The sequence below is a fragment of the Streptomyces sp. NPDC025793 genome (assembly GCF_055558375.1).
The window spans coordinates 168,981-187,447 of the sequence record NZ_JBVHMR010000004.1 but is presented as its reverse complement, the minus strand read 5'-3'; the positions used below and the strand labels follow the sequence as shown (position 1 = coordinate 187,447).

At 74.9% G+C, this 18,467-nt stretch carries 16 protein-coding genes and 1 pseudogene; 9 read left to right on the top strand and 8 right to left on the bottom strand.

The genetic code is table 11. The features are described 5' to 3' along the window. Nucleotides 1–87: 87 nt before the first annotated feature. From ACZ4MF_RS11025 to ACZ4MF_RS11000, 6 genes are read right to left on the bottom strand one after another with little or no spacing between them, the layout of a single operon-like run. Nucleotides 88–804: a GntR family transcriptional regulator gene (locus ACZ4MF_RS11025; RefSeq protein ID WP_467491726.1), complete on the bottom strand. Its 717-nt coding sequence runs from the start codon at nt 802–804 to the stop codon at nt 88–90. Nucleotides 805–816: 12 nt separating this feature from the next. Next, entirely contained in the window at nt 817–1,818 is a 1,002-nt protein-coding gene (locus ACZ4MF_RS11020; RefSeq protein WP_467491725.1) for a proline racemase family protein, read from the bottom strand. Nucleotides 1,819–1,848: 30 nt separating this feature from the next. Then, nucleotides 1,849–2,745: a dihydrodipicolinate synthase family protein gene (locus ACZ4MF_RS11015; RefSeq protein ID WP_467491724.1), complete on the bottom strand. Its 897-nt coding sequence runs from the start codon at nt 2,743–2,745 to the stop codon at nt 1,849–1,851. 32 nt (nt 2,746–2,777) lie between these two features. Next, on the bottom strand, nt 2,778–4,184 hold the full coding sequence (locus ACZ4MF_RS11010) for an FAD-dependent oxidoreductase (RefSeq protein ID WP_467491723.1): 1,407 nt from the start codon (nt 4,182–4,184) through the stop codon (nt 2,778–2,780). Next, complete coding sequence (locus ACZ4MF_RS11005) at nt 4,177–4,479, bottom strand: (2Fe-2S)-binding protein (RefSeq protein WP_362821803.1); 303 nt, start codon at nt 4,477–4,479, stop codon at nt 4,177–4,179. Before ACZ4MF_RS11005 ends, ACZ4MF_RS11010 begins: the two co-directional genes overlap by 8 nt. Next, nucleotides 4,476–5,636, bottom strand: a complete 1,161-nt coding sequence (locus ACZ4MF_RS11000) for an NAD(P)/FAD-dependent oxidoreductase (RefSeq protein WP_467491722.1) — start codon at nt 5,634–5,636, stop codon at nt 4,476–4,478. Before ACZ4MF_RS11000 ends, ACZ4MF_RS11005 begins: the two co-directional genes overlap by 4 nt. Nucleotides 5,637–5,785: 149 nt before the next feature. Between ACZ4MF_RS11000 and ACZ4MF_RS10995 the strand changes: the two genes are divergently transcribed. The 6 genes and pseudogenes from ACZ4MF_RS10995 to ACZ4MF_RS10970 all read left to right on the top strand — a co-directional run bounded on the left by ACZ4MF_RS10995 (nt 5,786) and on the right by ACZ4MF_RS10970 (nt 10,409). Further along, nucleotides 5,786–5,911, top strand: coding sequence for a putative leader peptide (locus ACZ4MF_RS10995; protein WP_467491721.1), 126 nt, complete (start codon nt 5,786–5,788; stop codon nt 5,909–5,911). A gap of 77 nt (nt 5,912–5,988) precedes the next feature. Next, nucleotides 5,989–6,873, top strand: coding sequence for a glutathione S-transferase C-terminal domain-containing protein (locus ACZ4MF_RS10990; protein WP_467491720.1), 885 nt, complete (start codon nt 5,989–5,991; stop codon nt 6,871–6,873). A gap of 10 nt (nt 6,874–6,883) precedes the next feature. Further along, nucleotides 6,884–7,533, top strand: a pseudogene (locus ACZ4MF_RS10985) (GNAT family N-acetyltransferase); the annotation flags it as partial. Next, complete coding sequence (locus ACZ4MF_RS10980) at nt 7,491–7,649, top strand: putative leader peptide (RefSeq protein ID WP_467491719.1); 159 nt, start codon at nt 7,491–7,493, stop codon at nt 7,647–7,649. The pseudogene ACZ4MF_RS10985 and the gene ACZ4MF_RS10980, both read left to right, overlap by 43 nt. A 125-nt stretch (nt 7,650–7,774) precedes the next feature. Further along, complete coding sequence (locus ACZ4MF_RS10975; protein WP_467491718.1) at nt 7,775–9,007, top strand: LLM class flavin-dependent oxidoreductase; 1,233 nt, start codon at nt 7,775–7,777, stop codon at nt 9,005–9,007. A gap of 28 nt (nt 9,008–9,035) precedes the next feature. After that, nucleotides 9,036–10,409 carry an NtaA/DmoA family FMN-dependent monooxygenase gene (locus tag ACZ4MF_RS10970; protein WP_467491717.1) on the top strand — a complete coding sequence of 458 codons (1,374 nt, stop codon included), beginning with the start codon at nt 9,036–9,038 and terminating at the stop codon, nt 10,407–10,409. 126 nt (nt 10,410–10,535) lie between these two features. Here the strand turns inward: ACZ4MF_RS10970 and absR1 are convergent, their stop codons facing one another. Further along, complete coding sequence (absR1, locus tag ACZ4MF_RS10965) at nt 10,536–11,621, bottom strand: beta-glucuronidase AbsR1 (protein WP_467491716.1); 1,086 nt, start codon at nt 11,619–11,621, stop codon at nt 10,536–10,538. 95 nt (nt 11,622–11,716) lie between these two features. On the opposite strand from absR1, the gene ACZ4MF_RS10960 reads away from it, so the two are divergent. Next, nucleotides 11,717–13,438, top strand: coding sequence for a LuxR family transcriptional regulator AbsR2 (locus ACZ4MF_RS10960; RefSeq protein ID WP_467491715.1), 1,722 nt, complete (start codon nt 11,717–11,719; stop codon nt 13,436–13,438). 200 nt (nt 13,439–13,638) lie between these two features. On the opposite strand, the gene ACZ4MF_RS10955 is transcribed toward ACZ4MF_RS10960, so the two are convergent. Continuing rightward, nucleotides 13,639–16,242 carry a CHAT domain-containing protein gene (locus tag ACZ4MF_RS10955; RefSeq protein ID WP_467491714.1) on the bottom strand — a complete coding sequence of 868 codons (2,604 nt, stop codon included), beginning with the start codon at nt 16,240–16,242 and terminating at the stop codon, nt 13,639–13,641. Nucleotides 16,243–16,328: 86 nt separating this feature from the next. Between ACZ4MF_RS10955 and ACZ4MF_RS10950 the strand changes: the two genes are divergently transcribed. Together ACZ4MF_RS10950 and ACZ4MF_RS10945 are read left to right on the top strand one after the other, a co-directional pair. After that, on the top strand, nt 16,329–17,765 hold the full coding sequence (locus tag ACZ4MF_RS10950; RefSeq protein ID WP_467491713.1) for a S8 family peptidase: 1,437 nt from the start codon (nt 16,329–16,331) through the stop codon (nt 17,763–17,765). Continuing rightward, on the top strand, nt 17,762–18,400 hold the full coding sequence (locus tag ACZ4MF_RS10945; protein ID WP_467491712.1) for an RNA polymerase sigma factor: 639 nt from the start codon (nt 17,762–17,764) through the stop codon (nt 18,398–18,400). Before ACZ4MF_RS10950 ends, ACZ4MF_RS10945 begins: the two co-directional genes overlap by 4 nt. Nucleotides 18,401–18,467: the final 67 nt, after the last annotated feature.

The following is an 18,467-nucleotide window of genomic DNA, read 5'->3' as shown; positions in this document are numbered from 1 at the left end:
ATTGGCGGTCGTTCTGGTGTCCGGTCGGGTCGATGACGTAAAAAGTGCAGATCAAGAGCGTCAGGGCCGTGAAATATGCGGCAGTGCCTAGTCGCTGTCTTCGCCCGCCGCCCACAGGCTGCGGACATGTCCCAGGTGCCGGGTCATGATCTCGTGGACGGACCGTTCGTCGCGCTCCAGGAGGGCGTCGAGGAGTTCGAGGTGTTCCTGGGCGGAGGCGAGCAGCCGGCCCGCCCGCACCAGGGCGGTCAGACCGTAGAGGCGGGAGCGGCCGCGCAGGTCGGCGACCACCTCGACCAGGTGGGCGTTTCCGGCGAGGGCGAGCAGGCCGAGGTGGAAGCGCGTGTCGGCCTCCACGTAGGCGATCAGATCGCCGGCCGCCGCCGCGGTGACGATCTCCCGGGCCGCCGGCCGCAGCGCCTCCAGGGAGACCCGGTCGGCCGTGCGGGCCAGGGCGGCCACGGTGGGGATCTCGATCAGCGCGCGGATGTGCGTGTACTCGTCCAGCTGCCGGTCGGAGACGGCGGTGACCCGGAAGCCCTTGTTGGGCACGGTGTCGACCAGGCCCTCCTTCGCGAGGTCCAGCATCGCCTCCCGCACCGGCGTCGCCGAGACACCGAAGCGGGCGGCGAGCGAGGGCGCGGAGTAGACCTCGCCCGGCCGCAGCTCACCCGCGATCAGCGCGGCGCGCAGCGCGTCGGCGACCCGCTCGCGGTAGCTGCTGCGCCGGCCGCCGAGCCGGGGGAGCGCCGGCAGACCCAGGTCCGGGTCGGGCTTGTGCTGTTCCTGTGCCATGTCACGCATCACCGGCGAAGTCTAGAGGACGAAGCCTTCCGGGAACGGGTCGGTGGGGTCGAGCAGATACTGCGCGGTGCCGGTGATCCACGCGCGGCCGGTGAAGCTCGGCAGCACGGCCGGGACTCCGGCTACCTCCGTCTCGCCGAGCAGGCGTCCGGTGAACCGGGTGCCGATGAAGGACTCGTTCACGAACTCGGTGTGCAACGGCAGTTCGCCGCGCGCGTGCAGCTGCGCCATGCGCGCGCACGTACCCGTGCCGCACGGTGAGCGGTCGAACCAGCCCGGGTGGATGACCATCGCGTGCCGCGAGAGCCGCGCGGTGGCGCCGGGCGCGTAGAGGTGCACGTGGTGGCAGCCGCGGATCGACGGGTCCTCGGGATGCACCGGCTGCGCCTCGGAGTCGATCGCCTCCATCAGCGCGAGACCGGCCGCGAGGATGTCGTCCTTGCGGGCGCGGTCGAAGGGGATGCCGAAGGCGTCGAGGGGGAGGATCGCGTAGAAGTTGCCGCCGTAGGCGAGGTCGTAGGTGACCGTACGGCCGTCCGGCAGGGCGATCTCGCGGTCCAGGGCGACGGCGAACGAGGGCACGTTCCTCAGGGTCACGTGCCGCGCGGCGCCGTCCTCGACCGCCACCTCGGCCACCACCAGCCCCGCCGGGGTGTCCAGCCGGATGGTGGTCACCGGCTCCACGACCTCCACCATGCCGGTCTCGACCAGCACGGTCGCCACCCCGATCGTGCCGTGCCCGCACATCGGCAGATATCCCGAGACCTCGATGTAGAGAACCCCCCAGTCGCAGTCGGGACGGCTCGGCGGCTGGAGGACCGCGCCGCTCATCGCGGAGTGGCCGCGCGGCTCGTTCATCAGCAACTGCTTGATCCCGTCACGGTGTTCACGGAAGTACAGCCGCCGTTCGTTCATCGTCGCGCCGGGCACGGTGCCGATCCCGCCGGTGATCACGCGGGTCGGCATGCCCTCGGTGTGCGAGTCGACGGCGTGCAGGATGAGCTTGCTGCGCATGGTCCGACTACCTCCTGCGTGTGTGGGTGCCTACGCGAGGCCCGCGGCGGCGGCCTTCTCGGTGGCCGCGCGGACCGCGGCCGCCTGCTCCGGCAGGAGCGGGACGCGCGGCGGGCGCACCGGGCCGCCGTACCGGCCGACGACGTCCATGGACAGCTTGATCGCCTGCACGAACTCCGTCCGCGAGTCCCAGCGCAGCAGGGAATGCAGCTGCCGGTACAGGGGGAGCGCGGTGGTGAGGTCGCCGGCCGCGGCCGCGCGGTACAGCTGCGCCGAGGCGCGCGGCAGCGCGTTGGGGTAGCCCGCCACCCACCCCTTGGCACCGGCCACCGCCAGCTCCAGCAGGACGTCGTCGGCACCGATCAACAGGTCGAGTTCCGGGGCGAGTTCCGCGAGGCGGTAGGCGCGGCGGACATCGCCCGAGAACTCCTTGACGGCGTGGATGTGGCCCTCGCCGTGCAGCCGGGCGAGGAGTTCGGGCACCAGGTCGACCTTCGTGTCGATCGGGTTGTTGTACGCCACCACCGGCAGGCCGGAGCGGGCCACCTCCGCGTAGTGGGCGAGCACCGAGCGCTCGTCGGCACGGTAGGCGTTGGGCGGCAGCAGCATCACCGACGCACAGCCCGCCTCGCCCGCCTGCTCGGCCCAGCGCCGCGCCTCGGCGGAGCCGTACGCCGCGACGCCCGGCATCACCCGCCGCCCGCCGATCGCCGCCACCGCCGTCTCCACCACCCGGGCCCGCTCCTCGGGGGTGAGCACCTGGTACTCGCCGAGCGAGCCGTTGGGCACGACGCCGTCGCAGCCGCTGTCGACCAGCCAGGAGCAGTGCTCGGCATAGCGGTCGTGGTCGACGGAGAGGTCGGCGCGCAGCGGAAGCGCGGTGGCGACGAGGACGCCGCGCCAGGGGCGGTTCTCCGGGTGGGTCATGAGCGATCCCCTATCCATGAGTATGTGACATATCACTGCGGTGCGGGTGACTCGTCGTCCGGCAGGCCCGCCAGCACGCCGAGCGGGACGGGGCGTGCGAACGGGCGGCGCCCCGGCGTGAGCGGGCAGCCGGTCAGGCCGGCCACCGCGGGCGCGCACATCCGGCCCTGGCACCAGCCCATGCCGGCCCGGGTGAGCAGCTTCGCGGAGCGCAGGTCGGTGGCCCCGAGCGTCCGGGCGGCCGCACGGACCTCGCCGGCGGTGACCTCCTCGCACCGGCACACCACCGTGTCGTCCGGGATCCGCTCCGCCCAGCCCGCGGGCGGCGCGTACACCGTGTCGAGCGCCGCGAAGAAGGCCCGGTGCCGGGTCCTGGCCCGGTCGGCGGCGGCCCAGGCGTGCGGGTCGGGGGCGGTGCCCCGCATGCGGGCGGCCGCCGAGCGGCCGGCGATGTGCCCCTCGGCGAGGGCGAGGGCCGCGCCGCCGATGCCGGTGGCCTCGCCGGCGGCCCACACCCCGGGCACGTCGGTGCGCTGCTCCGCGTCCACTCGCACGGCCGTTCCGGCGAGCGCGCAGCCGAGGGTCTCGGCGAGGTCGGTGTGCGGCAGCATGCCGTGGCCGACGGCGAGGGTGTCGCAGGGGATGCGGCGCGCGCTGCCGGGCCGGATCCGGCCGGTGCGGTCGAGCGCGGCGACGGTGACCGCCGTCAGCCGGTCCGTGCCGTGCGCCTCCACCACCGTGTGCCGGGCCAGGGCGCGCACCCGGTGCCGCGCCAACAGCCCCGCGTACCAGGCACCTTCGGCGAGCTTGCCGGGCTGCGCGGCGAGGTCCGGCGCGCGGCGCAGCAGGGCTTCGAGGCCGGCGGACTCCACCAGCGCGGCCACCCGCGCCCCCGCCGCGGCGAGCCCCGTGGCCACCGGCAGCAGCAGAGGTCCGGTGCCCGCGACCACGACCGTACGGCCCGGCAGCACCAGGCCGCCCTTGAGCATGGCCTGCGCGCCGCCCGCCGTGACGACTCCGGGCAGTGTCCAGCCCGGGAAGGGCAGCACACGCTCGTAACCGCCGGTCGCGAGCAGGACGGCGTCGGCGCGCACGGTGACGCCCTCCTCCTGCTCCGGTCCGAGCAGGGCGTGCACCGCGAAGGAGTCCGACTCCCGCCGCACACACCACACATGATGATCCGTCAGGTGTGTGAGGCGCCCGGCCTCGGTGTGCCGGGCCTGGCCGTCCGCGAGTCGCCGCCAGGTGCGCCACTGGTGGTGCAGGGCCTGTGGGCGGCGGGCGTTCAGGGCGGGGGCGGGCTGCCGGTAGAACTGGCCGCCCGCCTGGGCGGCCGCGTCGACCAGGGTGACGTGCACGCCCCGGGAAGCCGCCGCCAGCGCCCCGGCGAGGCCCGCCGGACCCGCGCCGACGACGGCGAGACGAACGCGCTCACTCATCGCCTCGCCCCGTCCCCTCCTGGGTGCGGATCACGTCGCCCGGGTGCGCCGGGACCAGGCAAGCGCGTTGGTTCGCACGGCCGTTGACGGTCACCAGACAGTCGAAGCACACCCCGATCCCGCAGAACACCCCGCGCGGCCGGCCCGCACCGCGCGTGCTGCGCCAGGCCGTCACGCCCGCCGCCCACAGTGCCGCCGCGACGGTCTGCCCGGGCAGCGCCGCGACGGGGCGCCCGTCCAGGGTGACGGTGAAGGGCTCGCCCGGCCGGGCCCGGGCCAACTCCAGGGGATTCACGGCGTGTCGCCTCCGTCCGAGTCGAACCGCTCCGGGCGGAACGGGGTGAGGTCCAGCTCCGGTGTCCCGCCGGTGAGCGCCTGGGCGATCAACCGGCCGGTGCCGGTGGCGAGTCCGATGCCGGCGCCCTCGTGCCCGCAGGCGTGGAAGAGCCCGGGCGCCCGGGGGTCGGGGCCGATCGCCGGGAGGTGGTCGGGCAGATACGGCCGGAAGCCGGCGTACGTGCGCAGCGCGCGGACCCGGTGCAGGAACGGGAACAGGCCGATCGCCCCGGCCGCGAGCGCCCGTACGGCGGGCAGGGACAGCGAGCGGTCGAAGCCGACCCGCTCCCGGCTCGCGCCGATCAGCACGGGCCCGGCGGCCGTGCCCTCCACGACCGGCGAGGTGCGCAGGGCGGCCGAGTCGCTCGCCACGTCCGCCACATAGTCCGCCGCGTACACCTTGTGCCGGACCATGCGCGGCAGCGGCTCGGTGACGAGGACGAAGCCGCGCCGGGGGAGGACCGGCAGCCGGACACCCGCGAGTGCCGCGAGGTCGCCGCCCCAGGTGCCGGCCGCGTTCACCACCGCCGGTGCGGACAGCTCGCCCCGGTCGGTGCGGACGCCGCGGACCGTGCCGTCCGCCCTGCGGATCACCCCGGTCACGGTCCAGCCCGTGTGCAGCGAGGCGCCGGAGGCGCGCAGCAGATGCGCCGCGGCCAGGGCGGGCATGACCTGGGCGTCCTGCGGATAGTGCACCCCGCCCGCCATGTCCGGGGCCAAGTGGGGCTCCAGGCGGGGCAGTTCGGCCGCGCCCACCGGCTCGGCGACGACACCGGCGGCGCGCTGTCCGGCCGCGAAGTCCGTCAGCGCGGCCAGGGCGGCGGGCGCCCGGGCGACCACCAGGCCGCCCTTGGGCTCGTACTCGGCCGCCGCACCCGGCCCGTCCGCCAGGCGCTCCCACAGCCGGGCCGACAGCAGGGCGAGTTCGAGCTCCGGGCCCGGTTCCTTGTCCGAGACGAGGAGGTTGCCCTCGCCCGCCCCGGTGGTGCCGCCGGCCACCGGCCCCCGGTCCACCACTCGTACGTCGAGGCCGGCCCGCGCGGCGTACAGGGCGCAGGCCGCGCCGACCATGCCGGCTCCGACGACCACGACATCGCAGGTCAGTCGCTTTGCCACAGCAGTACTATGTCACATGGCGCACTGTCTGAGGAGACCTCGGACACGCTCGGCCGCATCGCGCGCCGACCGGCTCGTGGACCCCCTCTTGACGTCGCACGGAGCCGGATCGACACTTCAGGACGGGAATCCTAGTGAATTGGTAGGGAATGATGGCGCGCCTCGAAACGGTCCCCGGCCGCGCAGGCCGTACGCCGCTCCGCGCCCCCCTGCTCACCTCCCGCCGCCACATCGATCTGCTGCGTGTGTGCAGCGCGATCGGCCCGCTCCGCTGAGCAGGGCCCCCGCGCGCCCACCGGCCGACGCCGTCCGTCGGCGCGCCCCACCGCACACCCACCACCCGGGGAGACGCATGTCCAGCACTCCGCTCGCCGCCGTCCCGTCCGTCCACCGCGCCGCTCCCGTCTTCCGGGGGCGGATCGGCCGGGACGCCCGCAGCGGCCACTACGCCGTGGCCCACCGCTACCGGCTCCACCTGTCCACCGCCTGTCCCGACGGACTGCGCCTCGCCGTCGGACACGACGTCCTCGGTCTGGGCGACAGGTGTCCCGTCACCCTCCTGCCCGCCGTCCCGGACCGTCCCGGCGGCGGCCACGCCGCGCTGCGCCCGCTGTACGAGGCCAGCGCCCACCACTACACCGGGCCCGCGCTCGCCCCCGTGCTCAGCGACGACTGGTCCGGCCGCATCGTCAGCACCCGGGCCCGCGAGATCCTGCGCGACCTCGACCGCTTCCCGCACGAAGGGCACGCCTCGCTGTACCCGTGCGGCCAGGAGTCCGTGATCGAGGCCGTCGAGGGGATGTGCGACGACATCGAGGAGGCCGCGCAGCGGGCCGGACAGGCGGGCGGCGACCCGGACGGGCGCGCCGCCGCCCTCGACGTCCTGCTCGACGCGCTGGGCCGGCTGGAGAACCGGCTGGCGGGGGAGGAGTACCTGGTCGACGACCGGCTCACTGCCGCCGACGTCGAACTGTGGGTGACCCTGGTCCAGCTCGACACCGTCCACCGCTGCCACCTCGACGCCTCCGCCGTGCACCGCATCGCCGGCCACCGCGTCCTGTGGGCCTGGGCCCGTCGGCTGGCCGCGCGTCCCGCCTTCGGCCGGCATCTCGACCTCGACGGCATCTCCCGCCGCCACCACGGCCGTTGCCAGGGGCTGGAGGCCGCCGGGGCAGCCGTCCAGATCCTGGACTGGGCGGCTCACGCCGCCGACGCCGAGGATGCTTCCCGCAGGTGAGAGCGGTACCTGGCACGACCTGCGCACCCTGGTCGGGCCGGGAGCCACCGTACGGATCAAACCCGTCGACCGGGTGCCCGACGGCTGGCTGCTCCAAGGGGCCGGGGAGGGCGTGCAGTTGGTCGACACCGCGCTGCGCGCCGAACCCGCGCCGGAGGCCGTACGGCTCGGGCCCGGCGACGTCCCCGACCTCCTCGACCTCGTCGCCCGCACCCGGCCCGGGCCGTATCTGCGGCGGACCGTCGAGATGGGCACCTACCTCGGCATCCGGCACGACGGGCGGCTGATCGCGATGGCGGGCGCACGAAGCGAGATGGGGGTCCCCCGGCCGGAGGCTGGGGGAGGCTGCGGCTGCCCGGCTGGACCGAGATCAGCGCCGTGTGCACCGACCCCGCACACCGCGGCCGGGGGCTCGCCACCCGGCTGGTGCGCGCGGTCGCGTGGGGCATCCGGGAGCGCGGGGACACCCCGTTCCTGCACGCCGCCGCCGACAACACCCCCGCGATCCGGCTCTACGAGTCCCTTGGGTTCACCCTGCGCCGCCGCTCACGGATCGTGCGCGTCCGCAGCGTGGGAACAGCGGGAGCAGCGGGAACAAGCGAAGCCGGCGGCGCGTTGTGGGTGTTGAGGGGAATCGCCGGGCAGCACGTACGGAGGTGACGGCCGTGACACGCGTACACCCGCCGTGCGCCCCGCACGCGTACCGGTCCGTCCGTCTCCACTCCCGGCCGCACATAGATCTCCAGCGCGTGTCCGCCGCGCTCTGTCGCCACTGACCTTCTCCCGGAGCCTTTCCGGGCCCGGGTTCTGCGCTGCCGCACCGGCCCTCGCCGACGCCCGGCCCCGCGAGCCGGTGTTCGCCGTGCCCCACCCTCGTACAGACGTCAAGGAAGGCACCGACGTGTCCCCAACTCCCGCTTCTCCCCTCCACCTTGCCGTCGCGCTGGACGGCACCGGCTGGCACCCGGCCTCCTGGCGTGAGCCGGCCGCCCGCCCCCGGGACCTGTTCACCGCCGGATACTGGGCCGGCCTGGTCGCCGAGGCCGAGCGCGGCCTGCTCGACTTCGTGACCATCGAGGACGGCCTCGGCCCGCAGTCCTCGCACCTGTTTGATCCCGACGACCGCACCGACCAGGTCCGCGGCCGGCTCGACGCGGTGCTCATCGCCTCCCGGGTCGCCCCGCTCACCCGGCACATAGGTCTGGTCCCGACCGTCGTGGCCACGCACACCGAGCCGTTCCACATCTCCAAGGCGATCACCACCCTCGACTACGTCAGCACCGGCCGCGCCGGTCTGCGCGTGCAGGTCAGCGGCTGGCCGAACGAGGCCGCCCACTTCGGGCGCCGCACCGTCGGCCGGATCGAGGCCTACGACAGCCCGGCCGCGCGGGAGATCGTCTCCGAGCTGTTCGACGAGGCCGCCGACCACGTGGAGGTGGTGCGCCGGCTCTGGGACAGCTGGGAGGACGACGCCGAGATCCGGGACGCGGCGACCGGCCGCTTCGTCGACCGGGACAAGCTGCACTACATCGACTTCGAGGGCCGGTACTTCAGTGTCAAGGGCCCCTCGATCACCCCCCGCCCGCCACAGGGCCAGCCCCTGGTCACCGCGCTGGCTCACGGGACGGTGCCGTACCGGCTCGTGGCCCGGCAGGCCGACGTCGGCTACGTCACCGCGCACGACGCGGACGAGGCCCGCGCCATCGTCGCCGAGATCCGCGCCGAACAGGAGGCGGCGGGCCGGGCCGGGGACGCCCTGCACGTCTTCGGCGACCTGGTCGTCCTCCTGGACGACAGCCGGGCCGAGGCACGGGCCCGGCGGGAGCGGCTGGACGGGCTCGCGGGTGCGCCGTACACGAGTGACGCCCCGATCTTCACCGGGACCGCGGAGCAACTCGCCGACCTGTTGGAGGAGTTGGCCTCCGCCGGGCTGACCGGGTTCCGGCTGCGGCCCGCCGTCGCCGGGCACGACCTGCCCCGCGTCAGCCGTGACCTGGTGCCCGAGCTCCAGCGCCGGGGCCGGTTCCGCAGCGCCTACGAGGCCGGCACCCTGCGCGGCCTGCTGGGTCTCGCCCGCCCCGCCAACCGCTATGCCGCGAACGCCGTGTCCGCCACGGCCGCCGTGTCCGCCTGAGCAGCCGGAGAGGACGACCGACACCGCCATGAGCAAGCCCCTGAAGCAGATCCACCTGGCCGCGCACTTCCCCGGCGTCAACAACACCACCGTGTGGAGCGACCCGGCCGCCGGCAGCCACATCGAGTTCAGCTCGTTCGCGCACTTCGCGCGGACCGCCGAACGCGCCAAGTTCGACTTCCTGTTCCTCGCCGAGGGACTCAGGCTGCGCGAACAGGGCGGCGAGATCTACGACCTGGACGTCGTCGGCCGCCCCGACACCTTCACCGTGCTGGCCGCGCTGGCCGCCGTCACCGACCGGCTCGGGCTGACCGGCACGATCAACTCCACGTTCAACGAGCCCTACGAGGTGGCCCGCCAGTTCGCGAGCCTCGACCACCTCTCCGGCGGCCGCGCCGCCTGGAACGTGGTCACCTCGTGGGACGCCTTCACCGGCGAGAACTTCCGCCGCGGCGGCTTCCTGCCGCAGGACGAGCGCTACTCCCGCGCCAAGGAGTTCCTCACCACGGCGCACGAGCTCTTCGACTCCTGGCACGGCGACGAGATCCTCGCCGACCAGGCCACCGGCACCTTCCTCACGGACGCCCGGGCCGGCTCCTTCGTCCACCGGGGGCAGCACTTCGACATCCACGGCCGGTTCAACGTGCCCCGTTCCCCGCAGGGCCGCCCGGTGATCTTCCAGGCGGGCGACTCCGACGAGGGCCGGGAGTTCGCCGCCGCCGCCGCGGCCGCCATCTTCAGCCGCTACTCCACGCTGAAGGAGGGCCAGGCCTTCTACACGGACGTCAAGTCCCGCCTCGCGAAGTACGGCCGCCGCCCCGCCGACCTGCTCATCCTGCCCGCCGCGACCTTCGTGCTCGGCGACACCGACGAGGAGGCCGCCGAACTCGCCCACGAGGTATGCCGGTTGCAGGTCAGCGGCGCGACCGCCCTCAAGCACCTGGAGTTCGTCTGGAACCGCGACCTGTCGGCGTACGACCCCGAGGGCCCGCTGCCCGACGTCGACCCGCTGGTGGGGGAGGAGCACATCTCGCGAGGCCGCACCCAGGTGCGGATGTACCGGGACCCGACAGCCGTCGCCCGCGAGTGGCGCCGGCTCGCCGAGGCCAACAAGTGGTCCATCCGCGACCTGGTCATCAACACCGGCAACCGGCAGACCTTCGTGGGCTCCCCGGCCACCGTCGCGCGGACCATCAACGAGTTCGTGCAGGCGGACGCCTCCGACGGCTTCATCCTCGTCCCGCACATCACCCCGACCGGCCTCGACCCGTTCGCCGACAAGGTCGTACCGCTCCTCCAGGAACAGGGCGTGTTCCGCGCCGACTACGAGGGCACGACCCTGCGCGACCACCTGGGCCTCACCCACCCGGACGCGGCCCTGGGCGAACGGGCCGCCTCATGACGCACGCCGGGTGACGCACGCCGTGCGGCGGAGAAACGGCGCGGCCGCGGACGTCACCTCCCCCGTAGGTGACGTCCGCGGCCGCTCCCCCGGCGCCGGACTGTGGCTGTCGTCGTCCCCGTGCCGTCACCAGCACATGACCGCTGTCTCTCCCGAACCCCAGGTCGAGTACGACCGGACCCGGACGGCATAGCGGCGGCCCTTGACGAGCCGGACGCGGACGGCGGCGTTGTCCGGCCCGCCGCCGTCGTCGTGCCCCGCGAGGAAACGCGGCTCCCCGTCCCGCTCCTCGAAGACCACGAGCACGGTGTCGGCGTCACCGAAGGTGCCCACGGTGTACTCGCGGGTCTCCGGCGGCTCGACGGTGAAGTCGGCCTGCTCGCCCGGTCCGAGCCCGAGCGGCGCCGAACGGAACGGCACCAGCGCGGTCGGACCGGCCGGACCGGCCGGCGGATACCAGCGGAGCACGAACTCCTTGTCGGCCGGGGACGGAGCACCGGAGGGGTGCAGTCCCCCGCGGTACTGCTCCGGCTCCAGCACCAGCCCAGGCCCGAACGGAAACGTCATCACCGACTGCGGATCCCACACGGATCCGGTCGCCTCGCCCGCGTCGAGCGCGCGCAGGACGTTGGTGTCCGTCGTCTCCCGGCTCCAGAAGTTCGGCGGGCCCGCCAGTTCGGCGTACACGGCCTCGTCGTCCCAGTGGAGCCCGGCGTACGGGCTCTGGTGCTCGTGCACCATGCCGAGCGCGTGCCCGATCACATGCAGGATCGTGCCGCGCTCCTGGGGCCCCGTCACATCCCATCCCAGGTTCATGGTGCGCTCGCCCCGGCCGACCGACAGCGCTTCCCGGCCCACCGCGGACCAGGAACCGCCGCCATGCTGGAACCCGATCCGCAGCTCCGCCTCGTGCCGGTCGCCGACCTCGGTGAACGTGACACCGATGCCGAGCTCCTGCCACTCGCGCAGACCGTCGCGAACCGCGTCCCGTTGTGCTTCCCCACCGGCCCACGGCACCCGGCGCAGCTCCCCGGTCCCGGGAACCGGGATCACGGAGGCGTCGGAGCCGTGGTCGTAGAAGCAGTAGTGCAGGACCGTGCCGTTGACCCACATCCGCCGCCCGGCGAGCAGCGCGCCCAGCCGCTCGGCTGTCAGCCCCGGTGCGAAGTCCGGGGCCGGCTGCCGCGGTAGCGAGCACAGGCGTCGGGTCATGTGCCCAGAGTGCCCGTCGGCCGCGGCCGGGCGCCTGAGTCGGGGTCTACTCAAGTCACCCTGTATCAAACCTGAGTACGCGCGCTCCTGATGATGTGACGACTTACGAACAGGACGCGACGACCCCTCGGCCGCCCTGGCCGTTCACCGGCCGGGACGACGAGCTGGAGCGGGTGCGCGGCGCATGGGCGGCCGGCCGGCGGGGCATCGTGGTGACCGGACCGGCCGGTCACGGAAAGACCCGGCTGATCACGGAGGCGGTCCGGGGCACCGACCACACCCTGGTCACCGGCACGCCCGAGGCCCGGGAGCTGCCCTTCGCCGCCTTCGCGCACCTGCTGCCCGACGCCGTCTCGCCGCAGCGCGCGGTCCAGATCCTGTCCGGGGTACGGCTCCTCGTCGTGGACGACGCCCATCTGCTGGACGAGGCCTCGGCCGCCCTGGTCCACCAGCTCGCCGTGCACGGGCGTACCCGGCTCGTCGTGGCCGCGGTGGACGGGGTGCCCACGCCCGGCGCGGTCTCCCGGCTGTGGACCGGCGAACTGCTGCCCCGGCTGGCCCTTGCGCCGCTGCCGTACGAGGACGTCGTGCAGCTCCTCGCCCCCTGCGGACTGGAACCGCTCACCGTGCGCCGCCTGCACGATGTGTGCCTGGGCGATCTGCGGCTGCTGCGGGACCTGGTCGCCGCGCCGGCCGTCGGCCTGCTGACGTCCCTTCCCGGCACCGGCGAGCAGCGAGGGCGCGGCCCGCTGCCGGTCACCCCGGCCGTGCGCGATCGGCTCGCCCCGCTGCTGGAGCGCTCCGGCCCCGGCGAACGGGAGACGCTGGAACGCCTCGCGTTCGCCGAGCCGCTCGCCCTGCCGCTGGACGGCCTCGACCTCGACGCCCTGGAGCGACTGGAGGCGGACGGCCTCATCCAGGTCGACGACCGGGCGGCCGCCGTCACGCTGGCCCACCCCCTGCACGGCCCGGCCCTGCGGGCCGTGACCGGCCGGCTGCGCGCCCGCCGGCTGACGCGTGCGCCGCGCGACCTCGGCCCCGCACTGGAGGCCGAACGGCGCGCCCTGGCACGGGGGATCGAGCGGCTGGACGTCCGGCCGGTGCCCACCCCGGTGGGGGAGTGGCTGGTCGCGGAGGGCATGCCGGTGCCGGCCGGGTACGCCGCCGTACGGGCGCGGTTCGCGCGGCTGCGGGGCGAGGTACGGGACGCTGCCGCCTGGGCGTGCGAGGGGATGCGGGAGACACCGGGCGATGCGGCCTGCGAGGCGGAACTCCGGCTGACCGACGGTGAGTTGGCGGCCCATGACTCGGACGGCGTGTTCGCCGTGTATGCGGCGGTGCGCTCGGGGAAGCCCGGGCGGGCGGTGGGGCGGCTGCCCGAAGGAAGTGTGTTCGCGCGTCACGCCGAGGCGCTGCGGCGCGGTGACGGAGGCGGACTGGACCGGGCCGCCGAGGCGTTGGAGGAGCGCGGGTTCCTGCTGTTCGCGGCCGAGGCGTACGCGCAGGCCGTACGGGCGCACCGGGATCCGCGGGCGGCACGGCTCTCCCGCACCCGGGCCGTCGCGCTCGCACGCCGCTGCCAGGGGGCGCGGACGCCCGCGCTGGACGGGCTCGTGCTCGGCGAACTGACCGCCCGGCAACGGCAGATCGTCACCCTCGCCGCGGCCGGGCTGAGCAACCGCGAGATCGCCGAGCGGCTGACGCTGTCCGTGCGGACGGTGGGCAACCACCTGTACAGCGCGTACACCCGCCTCGGCACGGGCGACCGCGGCGCGCTGCCGTGGCTGGTCGAACTGCCGGAGTGCGTCTCGGCCTAGAGCCTGTCGTCAAACTCCCTCCCCCAGCCTTCGGCCGGGAGGTGCTCCCAGCCCCGCGACGCCATGCACGCCCGGCACTCCCCCAGCCTTCGGCCGGGGGAGGGACCCCAGAGCACGCACCGGACCCCGCGCGGCCCGCCCTTCGGGCGGACGGCGGGAGTTTGACGACAGGACCTAGGGCCCGCAGGCCCCGGCGGTCCTCACGACGCCCCGAAGGCCGCGAACGCCCAGCCCGTCGCCTGGTGGAGCGGGTCGTTCGGCAGGGTCGTGCGGGCGTCGCGCAGGGCCTCGGCAAGGGAGAGACCGGTGTCGAGGCCCTTGTGCAGGGCGAGCATCAGCGGGACCACCGCCGCGTCGTTGACCGGGGCGCTGCTCGCCACCACACCGGCCGTGCCCAGCGGGAGCAACGCGGTGACCAGGCCGAGGAGTTCGTCGGCGCCGACCGAGGCGAGGCGGGCGGTGTCGCAGCTGGAGAGGATGATCCGGTACGGGCTGCGGGCGAGGCGCTCGAAGTCGTGCACGATCAGCGGGCCGTCGGCCATCCGCAGGCTGCTGAACAGCGGGCTGTCCGCGCGGAACGTGCCGTGTGCCGCGAGGTGCGCGAGCGCCGCGCCGTCGAGGTGTTCCAGGACCCGGGGGACCTGGGCACCGGCGCCCTCCAGCACCGTCGCCGTGCCGTACCGGTCGGCCACTTCCGGCACTTCCGCGCCGCCGGTGGCGAGGCCGGGGCCGCGCACCAGGACGTGCCGGCCGCCCGGCGGCGGCTCGGTCTCGCGGGCGCGCAGCCAACTGCTCGCCGACGGCGACACGCTGAGCACGCGCTCGCGCAGCGCGGGCAGCAGCGCCCACGGCACCCGGTGCAGGGCGCCCGGCGGCACGATCACCACGGGAGCGCCGCCGAGGTGCTCGGCCGCGCCGCCCAGCAGCAGCTCCTGGAGCCGCCGCCCGCCCGCCTCCACCATCGGCAGCCGCGCCTCGGCGCCGGGATGGGCGAGACGGCGCAGCCCCGCCTGGACGTACTCGGCCTCCGCCAGTGCCTCCGTCAGCGCCCCGCCGGCGAACCGCCGTACCCGGCCCTGCCCGCACAGCAGGATGTGCACCCGGCCGTCCACGACGGCGAGTTCGACCAGGCGGGCGTCGCCGAGCCGCGCCAGCAGCCGGACCGTGTCGAAGCGGTCCCCCTCGTCGGACGCGGCGCCGCGGATGTGGTGGGTACGGGAGCGGATCTCCCGCTCCAGACGCCGCTGTTCCCGCTCCAGCGCGGGCACCGGGCGGCCCTCCATGCGGGCCTCCTCCGCGCGGGCCGCTATCTCCCGGTAGGCGGTCAGGCCGCTGAGCAGGGCCGGGTCGGCCGGCGGCCGGGTCGGCGGCGTGGACAGGACCGTGGCCCGCCAGCGCTCGCTCCACTCCAGCAGCCGCCGCGGGCCGCCCTGCGCGAGGCTCACCTCCTGGGCGAGCGCCGCCAGTTCGGCGCCCTGCGCGGTCGTGCGGGCACGCAGCTCTGAGGCGCCGAGCGTCATCCGGTGGTCGTCCAGCACGTCCAGGCCGCGCCGGCAGGCCTCCAGCACCCCGCGCCGGGACCCGGCGGCACGGGCGCGCAGAGCCTGGGCGGCCCAGCCCGTCACCCGGGCCGGCGGCGGCCCGGCGTGCCGGCTGCGCGCGGCCACCGCCAGGTGCCGTTCGGCGTCCGCCGTCCAGCCCAGCGCGAGCGCGATCCGGCCCGCGAGCAGCGAGGCCTCGGGCGCGGCGGGCGAACCGAAGGAGGCGAGCTTCTCGGCGACCGCGGCCGCGTCCGCGACCAGGCGCCCCGAGCTGCGCCCGGCCGCCACCCGGGCCTCGGTCAGCACCAGCCGGGCATGCGTCTCCCACCACATCCGCCGCTGGGCCGCGAACAGCCGTACGGCGACGGCGGCGCGGGCCACGGCGGTGTGCGGGTCCCCGGCCGAGCGGGCCGCGCGCGCCGCCGCCAGCAGCAGCTCGGCCTTGCGGGTGGACTGCCCGCCGATCCGGTCCAGCAGCGCGATCGTCGCGTCCGCCTCGGCCAGCGCCTCCGGGGCGAGGCCGGCCGCCATCAGCACCTCGCAGCGCCGGATGGACAGCATGTACGTCGGCGTGCCGAGCTTGGCGTAGCGCTCCTCGGCCTCGTCGAGCAGCCGCAGCGAGGCCGGGATGTCCCCGGAGCGGAAGGCGGCGAGGCCGCGGCTCTCCACCGCGTCGGCCTTGTCGTGCTCCTGGCCGGTGGTGTCCCACAGCCGCTCGGCCGCCGTGAAGTCCGCGACGGCCCGGTCCACCGCGCCGAGCGCCAGGTGCACGGTGGCCCGCAGGGTCAGCGCCCGCGCGGTCCAGATGTCGTCGCCGACCTGCCGCAGCACCGGCAGCGCCCGTCGTACGTCCTCCAGCGCCTCGCGGTGATGCCCCAGTACCCACCACACGTACGCCCGCCGGTACAGCACCCGGGCCCGGGTGTGTCCGCTGCCCCGGGCGACCCCGCGCTCGAAGGAGGTGAGCCCCTGCCGTGTGCGCCCCGCGTGCACCAGTGCGACCCCGAGGGTCGCGAGCACGTCGGCCTCCCGGTCGGCCGAGTCGGCGCGGGCGGCGAGGTCCCGGGCGCGGCGCAGATGCCCGAGCGCGATCCGCAGGTCGCCGAAGTCCCGCTGCCAGATGCCGAGGACCTGGTGGGCGACGCTGGCGTGCAGCGGCGGCGGCCCGGCTCGCAGCACCTGTTCCGCGCGCGCCCGGGCCTCGCCCGGGTCGGCGAAGACCAGGGGCAGCAATTCGGAAACTGACTCGCTTCCCGGCGTCACGTCTCGCATGGTAGTGGCCAGCTGTATCAGACGGTGTGCTCGGGACTCTCACTGTCGAGCACCGTCTTGTCGGGGGAGGAGACACCATGGCACCACAGCGCTTCCATGAGCAGTTCGACCACATCCAGCGGTCCATGCCCGGCACCGCCCTGGCGATGGGTCCGGACGACTCCGGGCACTTCCTGTACGAGCGGGGAGTCGTCCTCGCCCGGGACGGCGAGGAGGCCCGGCTCGTCGAGGACACCGTGCGCGCCCACTTCACGGTGACCGCGGGGCTCGTCCCCGACCACGTGCGCCGGGACGGCCCGCAGACCAACCGCACCGGCGTCACCCGTATCCGGATCGGCGACCCGGCCGAGGGCGACGACGCCGTGCCGCACGCCCTGCGCGCCCTGCGCGAGGCCGAGGGCCGCCACGGCCGGCGGCTGGTGAGCCGCAACCACGTGGTGCACATCGCGGTCAACGCCTGCCCCGGCGACGAGCCGGTGCCCGTCGCGCGCACCCGGCAGGCCAACCCGGCCGTCGCCGAGGACCGGCACGGCGCGCGGAGCGAGGACGGCCGCGTGGGCGTCCTCGTGATCGACACCGGCCTCGTGCACGACCACGCGGCCTACCCGCCGCTCGCCCACACCACGGGCGACGACCAGCCGGCCGAGACCGGCGCCGACGGGGTGCTGCGCCAGTACGTCGGCCATGGCACGTTCATCGCCGGGATCCTCGCGGCCGTCGCGCCCCACACCGAGGTGACCGTCCGCAACACGCTGAGCGACGCGGGCGCCATCCTGGAGTCGGAGTTCGGCGCCCGGCTCTTCGACGCGGTCGACGGCGGCGGCTGGCCCGACATCATCAGCCTCTCCGCCGGCACCACCACCGAGGGCGTCACCGACGGCCTCATCGGCCTGGACGCCTTCATGGCGGAACTGCGCGAGCAGCGCACCCTGCTGGTGGCCGCCGCCGGGAACAACTCCAGCCACGCGCCGTTCTGGCCCGCCGCCTACGCCGGCCTGCCCGCGTACCGGGACAGCGTCCTGTCGGTCGGCGCGCTGAGCGCGGACGGGGAGTGCGAGGCCTGCTTCAGCAACCACGGGCCCTGGGTGCAGGTCTTCGCCCCGGGCGAGCGCCTCACCAGCGCCCTCACCGGCTTCGACACGCCCGTGCCGTACGTCTACCAGCACTCCACCTACGAGGCCTGCCGGTTCGACTACGACTACGCCTGCACCTGCCAGTTCCCGCGCCACACCGGCGCGTTGAGCGAGAGCCGGGAGAGCACCGGTGCCAAGCCGCACCAGGTGATGTTCGACGGGCTCGCGCAGTGGAGCGGCACGTCGTTCGCCACCCCGGTCGTCGCGGGCCTCGTCGCCGCGCACATGGCGGCGTACGGGGAACGCGATCCGCGCGCCGCCCGTGACGCGCTGCTCGCGGCGGCCACCGGCAGCGCGGAGGTGCGCGGAGCGCGCGTCCCGGTGCTCAGGCCGCCCACCTGGCGCCCGGCCGCCGTCGTCGACCCGGCGGTACCGGTATGAGGTCCGGAACGCTCCACTCCACGGCGTACGATGACGTGCCGTACACGAGGGGTGGAGCCGTGGACCGTGCAGAGGTCGGGGGGTTGGTCCAGTCCGCCGTCGACGGGGACGCCGCGGCCTGGAAGGCGCTGGTGGAGGGGATGAGTCCGCTGGTGTGGTCGGTGGTGCGCGCACACCGGCTCTCCGACGCGGACGCCCATGAGGTCTACCAGACCGTCTGGTTCCGCTTCGCCCAGAACCTGGGGCGGATCCGCGAGCCGGACAAGGCCGGTTCCTGGCTGGCCAGCACGGCCCGGCACGAGTGCCTGAAGGTGCTCAAGAGCCTGACGCGGCTGACCCTGACGGACGATCCGCAGGTGCTGGACCGGGCCAGCGACGACCGGACACCGGAGGAGTCGCTGATCGACTCGGAGGAGGCGGCGGACCGTGCCGAGCGGGTGCGCCGCCTGTGGCAGGAGCTGGAGGGGATGGGCGAGCGCTGCCGGCAGCTGCTGCGCGTGCTGGTCTCGTCCCCGCCGCCCAGCTATGTGGAGATCTCGGCCGCGCTCGGTATCGCGGTCGGCAGCATCGGGCCTCTGCGCCAGCGCTGTCTGCGCCGGCTGCGGGCGCGAATGGACGCACGAGGTGCGGCATGAGCGGCAATGACGGCAACGGCGTGCCCCCGGAGGGCGCGGACGAAGCGGACGGTTTCCCCCCGGCGGG